General features: G+C 39.9%; 7 protein-coding genes. 5 read left to right on the top strand and 2 right to left on the bottom strand.

Going from position 1 to position 7,891, the window contains the following annotated elements; translation table 11 throughout:
• Positions 1 to 3: 3 nt before the first annotated feature.
• From VM802_RS19795 to VM802_RS19815, 5 genes are all read left to right on the top strand, one after another.
• Positions 4 to 390, top strand: a complete 387-nt coding sequence (locus tag VM802_RS19795; RefSeq protein ID WP_325533746.1) for a hypothetical protein — start codon at positions 4 to 6, stop codon at positions 388 to 390.
• A 122-nt stretch (positions 391 to 512) separates the two neighbouring features.
• A complete protein-coding gene (locus tag VM802_RS19800; RefSeq protein ID WP_325533748.1) occupies positions 513 to 737 on the top strand; it encodes a hypothetical protein in 225 nt (74 codons plus the stop codon).
• A gap of 208 nt (positions 738 to 945) precedes the next feature.
• Positions 946 to 1,521: a GNAT family N-acetyltransferase gene (locus VM802_RS19805; protein WP_325533750.1), complete on the top strand. Its 576-nt coding sequence runs from the start codon at positions 946 to 948 to the stop codon at positions 1,519 to 1,521.
• Positions 1,522 to 1,540: 19 nt separating this feature from the next.
• Positions 1,541 to 3,721: a response regulator gene (locus VM802_RS19810; protein WP_325533752.1), complete on the top strand. Its 2,181-nt coding sequence runs from the start codon at positions 1,541 to 1,543 to the stop codon at positions 3,719 to 3,721.
• 469 nt (positions 3,722 to 4,190) lie between these two features.
• Positions 4,191 to 5,948, top strand: a complete 1,758-nt coding sequence (locus tag VM802_RS19815) for a hybrid sensor histidine kinase/response regulator (RefSeq protein ID WP_325533754.1) — start codon at positions 4,191 to 4,193, stop codon at positions 5,946 to 5,948.
• Here the strand turns inward: VM802_RS19815 and VM802_RS19820 are convergent.
• Together VM802_RS19820 and VM802_RS19825 are read right to left on the bottom strand one after the other, a co-directional pair.
• Positions 5,943 to 6,887 (bottom strand): terpene synthase family protein, encoded by a 945-nt coding sequence (locus tag VM802_RS19820; RefSeq protein WP_325533756.1) that lies wholly within the window; start codon positions 6,885 to 6,887, stop codon positions 5,943 to 5,945. The two genes, VM802_RS19815 and VM802_RS19820, sit on opposite strands and share 6 nt — an antisense overlap.
• Positions 6,888 to 6,907: 20 nt before the next feature.
• Positions 6,908 to 7,891, bottom strand: a 984-nt coding sequence (locus VM802_RS19825) for a cytochrome P450 (protein WP_325533758.1), incomplete at its 5' end; no start/stop codon positions are given.

The following is a 7,891-nucleotide window of genomic DNA, read 5'->3' on the forward strand; positions in this document are numbered from 1 at the left end:
TATATGAATGACGCATTTTTAATAACTGACTCAACATTTGAATTATCAGATTTTAAGCTTTATACAGAGGGAGTCATTAAGTTTGATGTTGTAAATGAATTTGAAATGGAATATAATATTCCGTATCAGAATAAAACTTATTTTTCTGTTTCAAAGGATAACAGCATTTTTGATATGATGGATCCCTCTGAGCAAGAAAGGGTTGTTTCTGAATTTAATGAGTTTAATATATTTACTTGCCTTTTTTATGATTTTCATTATCTACAAACTTTAGTAGCCTCTATTCCACCTGATAGAAAGATTGTTATTGATAACGATCATGGAAAACTTTTGAAACGAGAAGAGTTTTTAAAGCTAAACTCATATGAAGAGTTTGCCAAGTGGCCATAGTGGTCTAATGATAGTTTTTATGAATTTTGTAGAACGTAATGAATTTAGGGGGGAAGCCTGTTCTTTTAGGAAGGAGGTTGACTGTTTATAGTGTTGTATTTTACACATTAAAAATGATCAATATGATTGAAGGCGTGGAGCTTATCAGTATGGAATCTTTTACGATAGGAATTATGGCAACAATTAAGTTCCCTCCGGGCATTAAGCCCCATTCAGGGGATTTAATAAAGCTAGAAACTAGGGTTTATAAGATTACGGGAGTTGTTTTTTCTGTTAATACCCCGACTGGTTTTGAGCGATTACAGGATAATATTTTCGATTGTAGGATTGAGCAAGTCCTGGCGTAATAAACCATATAAAGTAATAAAACCCGGTCACAGACTGGGTTTTATTACTTTATATGGTTTGTGATTTTCAGTAATTTCCAGAAGTATCTTTCCTAAAAGGATGTTAAACCATTTATGAAAGGTCTTCAGAACGTCTACAAGGCTACTACCGCTCCTGGAGCTGTTTGCGAATAGATTACTTTTGTTTTATGAACAGAGTTTATTGTATATGATTATAGGAAAAATATCGGATAAGCAATTGGCCACAGAAATACTTGCAGCCGCATATACTACAAACGACACAATAAATGAAACTATCCGGCGGGATCATCGGCACCTCCAGCGTTTGCGTTCTTTGATGGAATATTCGTTTGATGTAGCCTTAGATTTTGGGCGAATATGTTTTTCTGATGATAGACAGGCAGTAGCATTGATCATTTTGCCGGATAAGAAAAAAGTTACGTTAAGATCTATTTGTCGGGACATAAAATTAGTCATGAAAATTACTGGTTTAAAGAATGCATTGAAAGCCCTAGATAGAGAAAAGGCTATAAGCAAAGTACAGGGAGAAAATAAAATTTATCATATCTGGTATTTGGGAACATTCCCGCATGCTACAGGTACAGGTATTGGCACCGCTTTAATGAAAGATTTAATTCAAGATGCGCAAAAAGAAGGTAGACCTATTTATGTTGAGTCCCGCATACCTAAAAATACGGTATGGTATGAAAAAAGAGGATTCAGTATTTATCGGTATCTTGAACATGCCGGCAGACGTTGGGCCTGTTTGCGAATAGAGGTATAAATTCACAAAATTTTTACTTATGCTTTTATCTGCGCTTCATGTTAATCCAATAATACTGTTATTGATTGTCGTTGAAATAGCTATTTTTGGGCACCAATGGATTTCTTATCTCGCAAGGCCACATGAAAGAGATAGGCTTTGGCATGTAATTCTAATTGGAGGATTAATTGGATATAATCTCTTTGAATGTTTAATTACGTTGCCTGATCCCCTTATTCCGCTGCCGATAATCTGGCAAAACGTTATGGGTGAAGGTTTTGGTTATATTGTCACCAGCTATATACCTTTTTACACCATCAAAATGATGGGCCTATCCAATTTGAGGTTTCATGAACGATATGGATTTCTTTTTATTTTTCTGCCTGCACTTTTTTTCTTTTTTGTATATTATCCTAATACAGAGAATTTATTAGCAACTCGACGGTATGTTTTTATTTTGCCTGCTATCTATGCCATATGGGCGTTATCTTCCGTTTTATCCACCACAATAAAGGACTATCGTTTATCCCAAGATAGAGATAGATTTAGGGAACGGTTATTAATTTTTATGGCAGTGCTATTTTGGTGTTCTCAACCTCTGGTTGGTGCGTTTGCTGGTGCGCCTAAGTGGGTAGTGGGTGTTTTCGCTAATATTGTCTTCTTACTACTTAATGTACATTTCATGAGGCAGACGGTAAGAAGGCTAAAATCGGAGTACCACCAGTTAGAACAGGCTAATTATACTTTGCAAGAGAAGGTAGAAGAGAGGACTCGACAGCTGGAAAAAGTAATAGAGCAGCGGACAAGTACTTTTATCAGTTTAATCCATGAGACCAGGACTCCACTTACCCTTATACGAAATTACCTATCTGATTATATAAGAAGTCATGGCCGAAGTAATGACCTTATATTAGTGCAAAATTCCGTCGAAAAATTAATTAGGAATATTCAAAATCTTTTTGATGTTGAAAAATTGGAAAAAGGGATTACCTATAATCATAATACTGTGGTTAGTTTTAGCCAATTTACAAAGGAGCTATTGGCATTTTATTGCGTAGCAGGAAACAAAAAGGGCTTGGATGTAAAGAGTAATATCGAGGATAATGTATTTATTCAAGCTGATCCGATCTCTGTACAGGGGATTATTACAAATTTGATTGAAAATTCGTTGAAATTTACTAGCGATGGATTTATTGATATTCAATTAACAACTGTTGCTGACAAATTTCATTTCACTGTTATTGATACAGGGGTGGGAATCCCGATTTCATTCCAAGAAAAGATTTTTGAGCCATATTATCAGATTAGTGGACTGTCACATAATCAGGGAATGGGATTGGGATTACCCATAACAAAAAATATAGTTCAGTCCCTGATGGGGGAAATATTATTTGAGAGCCCGCTTTGCAATGGGAAGGGAACTAAGTTTACAGTTATATTAGCTAGATATTACCCTGAAGAGTACGATCAAATTAGTGATTTTTCTCCTCAGCCAAGTTTTATTGAACCATCTTCTGAATCCCTCACAAGTACAGCTATGGATACATCCAAGCAGACAGTGCTACTTATAGAAGATAATTTACATATGGCAAATTATCTTTTCATAAAACTATCTGGAAAGTATAATGTTGTTTGGGCTGGAAATGGACAAGAGGCACTAGATAAATTAAAGGAGATTCAGGTAATGCCAGATTTGGTTCTTTCCGATGTAATGATGGCGCATATGGATGGCATACGATTTGCCAAAATTTTTAATGAAACGCCCTCTTATAGTCACATTCCATTACTGTTAGTATCTGCAAAAAATTCTAGCTCTGATCGCATTCAAGGGCTTAAGGCTGGTGCTGTAGACTACATTTCGAAACCATTTCATAGTGATGAACTTTTATTCAGGATTGGTGCAGTAATTGAAAAATCTAAGAATTTACGTCGTAAAATTATTGAGATCAGCCTAAGTATTAATGGGAATAGTCAAAGGCGGACAGAAGCCTTTGTATCCCAAGACGCGCTGCTAAATAAAATTAACGAAAATTGCAGAATTTATAATCTGACCCCCCGTGAAACAACAGTTTGCCAGCATATTTGTTTAGGAAAAGCTTACAAAGAGATTGCCGAGGATTTATATATTTCTGAATTTACTGTAAAAAAACACGCCCAAAACATATTCGAGAAATTATCTATCTCTAGCCAAACCCAGTTAATCCAGAAACTTTTAAGCTGAATAGTAAAGTATATCCTGTTACAATGCTTACCCAGGGCGGTTAATACTACAATGTAAGTAGTAAAATTGTACCATATTCTTATTGTTTTTCTTTTAAATACGGCGCATTTTGCCAATAATATTTTCTACTCACAGATAGGAAACAATTAATTAACCCACATGGATAAGGTTCATCAAAGAATATATGAGAAAGGGAATAGGGCCTCCTTTAGTGAAATAAAGGCCCTTTCTTCAGAAAAAACATATAGTTAATAAATAATGCGAATGGCAGGCAGCAGAGCCATTTGAAAAGGAAACGAGCGAAGAAATAACCCGTTCAGGATCTCATGTGGCCTGTTTAAAAAGAGTCCATTTTAACGACTTCCGGATGTATCTTTTCCAGTTGGACAAAACAATCATAAAAATAAAATTGCCGGAAGTATACCCGCACGTGTGAAAAATTTGTTTAACTGCTAAAAATGACCCTCAAATGCAGCTTAATGTAATGCAGAACCTCATCAAGCTAGGAACCCGCGGCGTCTCTAAAGAATATGAAGACCAGGTAATTGTTGTGAACACCCTAAGCCTCATGACCGCCTTTTTAGCAGGTACAATTGGCACTGGCATTGCCCTGGCGCTAAAAGATCCATCCATCTTCGTTGCAGCATGGCTTGAAGTGGGATTTTTCAGCGGTTTCTTAATCCTAAATTACTATCATCATCACCAGTTCGCAGCCGTAGCCTTTCTAATTACCCACAATCTTGGCATATTATATTTTGGTGTTTGGCGCGGCATGGTCATCGAGGAGGAGATGCTTACGGTCTTTTTGATCATCACCTCGCTACTCATCCTAAAAAAAATCTGGCAGATTACTTTAAGCATTGTTTTTACTAGTACGTCTCTTTTCTTTGCCCGCATTAATTTAAGGACTGGATTTATTCATGCGGAAAGAGTGAATGACCCTGGCTGGCTTTTTCATGACTGTGGCATGATCGCATTGTTTATATTGATTATTACTGCGATATCCTTTTTCAAACGTTATGTTATGAATTTAATTAGGCAATTGCAAGCGAGTAATGAAAACCTGGAAAAAACCGTACAACAGCGGACGGCGCAGCTGGAATCTGCTAACAGGAACGTCAACTTATTTTTTCGGGCGATCGTTCATGATATCAATAATGAAATATATGCACTGAGCGCTGTAAATGGTGTTATCCGCAAAGAAGTAACAAAATTGCACCTGACGGGAAATCTGGAAGAGCTGTTTGCCATCAGCTGGGCTGCTAGCAGTCGTGTTTCAGACATTACCAGAAATATTTTAGACCTACGAAGGATCGAATCAGGAGATTTTGGGCGCCTTGACAAGAAGGCTGCGGATTTCAGGTTGTGGGGGCATGAGTTAGTAGATTCTCTGCAGCTAGTCGCCCATACTAGGCTGATAAAGATTACTCCGGTTATAGGAGAAATGCTTCCTCCTTATATCAAAACAGATTATACCCTCCTGGAAAAAGCAGTCAGAAACCTGATCGGCAATGCCATAAAGTTTACACCTCAAGGCGGCAAAATCTTTTTGAACTGCGATATTAGGGAATCTAAACTTATGATTGAAATAATAGATGAAGGCCCCGGTATTCCACTGGAGCAGCAACTAAACATTTTCTACCCCTATGTGACAGAAGGTCAACAGGGCACTGGCCTTGGCCTGTTCATCGTTTCGAGGACTGTCGCGACATTGGGCGGGACTATTGATGTGGAAAGTGAACCGGGGCACGGTAGCACGTTTAGGATTATGATACCTTATGAAACGGCAAGTAGCAGCGAGATTACCAGGCCAGCGATGCTTTCCACCAACTTTGAGCTAAAAATCACGGTTCTGGTAATTGATGACAATGACCTTAACCGTACAGCAGGTAAACTTCTGCTTGGAGATCTCCAATGCAATGTACTGTTAGCAGAAGACGGTGCAAAAGGTATTGCCATGGCACGTCAATATCGACCAGATGTTATTATCCTAGATGCCTGCCTGCCGGACATTCCCGGCAATGAAGTGCTGAATATCTTTCGTGATGATAAAGACTTACTGGACATACCTGTCATAGTTGCAACAGGAGACCGAAGTATGAGCATTATCGAGCAATTCCACGGCGCGGATGATTTTCTATTTAAACCTTTTACCCAAATGGAGCTGACAAGTTCGCTCTCCTTGCTAATGGCACGTGGTGGTGAAACAATGGTGGACATCTCATAACCCGTTGAATGCGTTCCTGTCTGGTCCACCATTAGGCCGGTAACGCAGGGTGTCTACGATATACCAGCGCCAGTGACCAGCGATCATAAGGTTGTTGTAGTCCAGGAAAGTTTTGACTGCCAGGTTGTATTCTCCAAAGTCCGGTACGCTTTTTTCCAGCTCTACATACTTAGAAAGGTCACTATCATGAATTTTGACAGCTTCGATTAGTGCATTGCTACGTGAAAGTACTTTTTCATTTTCCATTATTAACACTAGGTTCATTACGTCACGGCCTGTTTCTTTATTAACAGAAAAGTAATCATTACACGACGCAACAATCCGACATGTATAGTAGGCCAGCTCCTCTATTGCGGGGTGATGACGCAAGTAATCTGGCAAGGGCATTTCGGTGGCAACTTCCAATCCATCGATCATTTGCAGCACGTCCACGCTCCGCCACCTGATAGACATATATGTTTCTAGTGTTGGAAATTTCATTACTCTTTTATAATACGCTTCCTCTTTCATACCATCAACATAAATTTCCATACTGCTGGCGAAGCGGTTCAGCCAGTAGTATGGCATAAACGTTTTAAAAGCCTGGCTGATCTTTTGCATTTCACGCAAAAATTTGTTGCTATCCTGATCAGCAGAAAGCTGTCCGCGTATCACGGCGCCGATCTGCCATTTGAGCAGATCGTATGTTGCATCGTCTGCATGCTCGTAAAAGTCGTCAAAGACGAGCCCCCAGAGTGAGCACATGGCGAGCGGAATGAGCCGCTCGCGACTAGCATAAGGGAAAAAGCGCGCGGTCAACATTCCAGTCCGGGTCCGTGCATAACGCTCCCGGACTTCTGAAGGCAGGAAAGCATAGTCAGAGCATAGCCACTTTTGTGTCATGGCTTCTATTTCATCGGCATATGGACTAATTGTATCTATAAAAGGGTAGCGTAGCATGTGTGGCAGTTCGTCATGGATTATCGTACAGTCAAAGTCAGTGGCAACGTGTCAAAGCCGGGTGAGATTAAACTTCCTGATGGCTGTAACTTAACACCCCGCACCAGCGAAAAGCTCATGGTCTTTTGCAATAGAACTTCCAATGCGATCCTCGTCAGCTGGCGTGCCAGGCCAGCGCCGATGCAGTGATGGATGCCATAGCCAAAACTAAGGGTCATGCCAGAATTTTTTCGGGCAAGACTAAATGCAGAAGGAGTTTCAAAGACTGCAGGATCGCGGTTAGCAGTCGATATCCAGGCATTTACCACGTCTCCCTCCTTTATTTGCATTCCTTCTATTTCAGTATCCATAATTGCCTTTCGATACATGCTCACTAGGCTAGGACGTAAGCGTAGCGCTTCCTGAATGGCAGTTGGTAAAAGACCTGGGGTGTTACGCAGTAAGGATTGCAGGTCGCTGGACTCGGCTAGGATATGCACACTATTGATGACCAGGTTAGCGGTTGTTTCATAACCAGCCAAAAGTACAGTCATCGCCGTACCTAGTTGTATAGGAAAAGATAGGGGTTCACCATCCAGTTCGGCATTTGCGAGTATGCTTAGAATATTTGAATTATCTCGTGAAGTTTTATGATGGTAAAGTAATCTAGAGAATAAAGCCCCCATTTCCCGCTGGGCAGCAGCAGCAACCTGTAGGCCGTTCTGGACATAACCTGCCGTTACAATGGCTTTGGCCCATTTATGGATATTCTCTTTCTCCTCATAGGGAACTCCAAGCAGATGGCATATCGCCGCCGTAACAAAAGGGAAAGCAAAATCTACTGCCAAGTCCATTTCCGCGTGCTCTTCTGAAAATTGCTCATAACAGATGTCATAAAAAAATGACTCCATTGTTTCCAAGGCAGGTTTTGAAAAAGGTCCGCTGATGATACCTCGCAAAGCAGTGTGTAGAGGAGGATCGGTTTGATTGATGTTGCTACCTAAAAGATCATTGGCCATATAACT

Source organism: Chitinophaga sp. (assembly GCF_035538455.1).
Lineage (GTDB): Bacteria > Bacteroidota > Bacteroidia > Chitinophagales > Chitinophagaceae > Chitinophaga.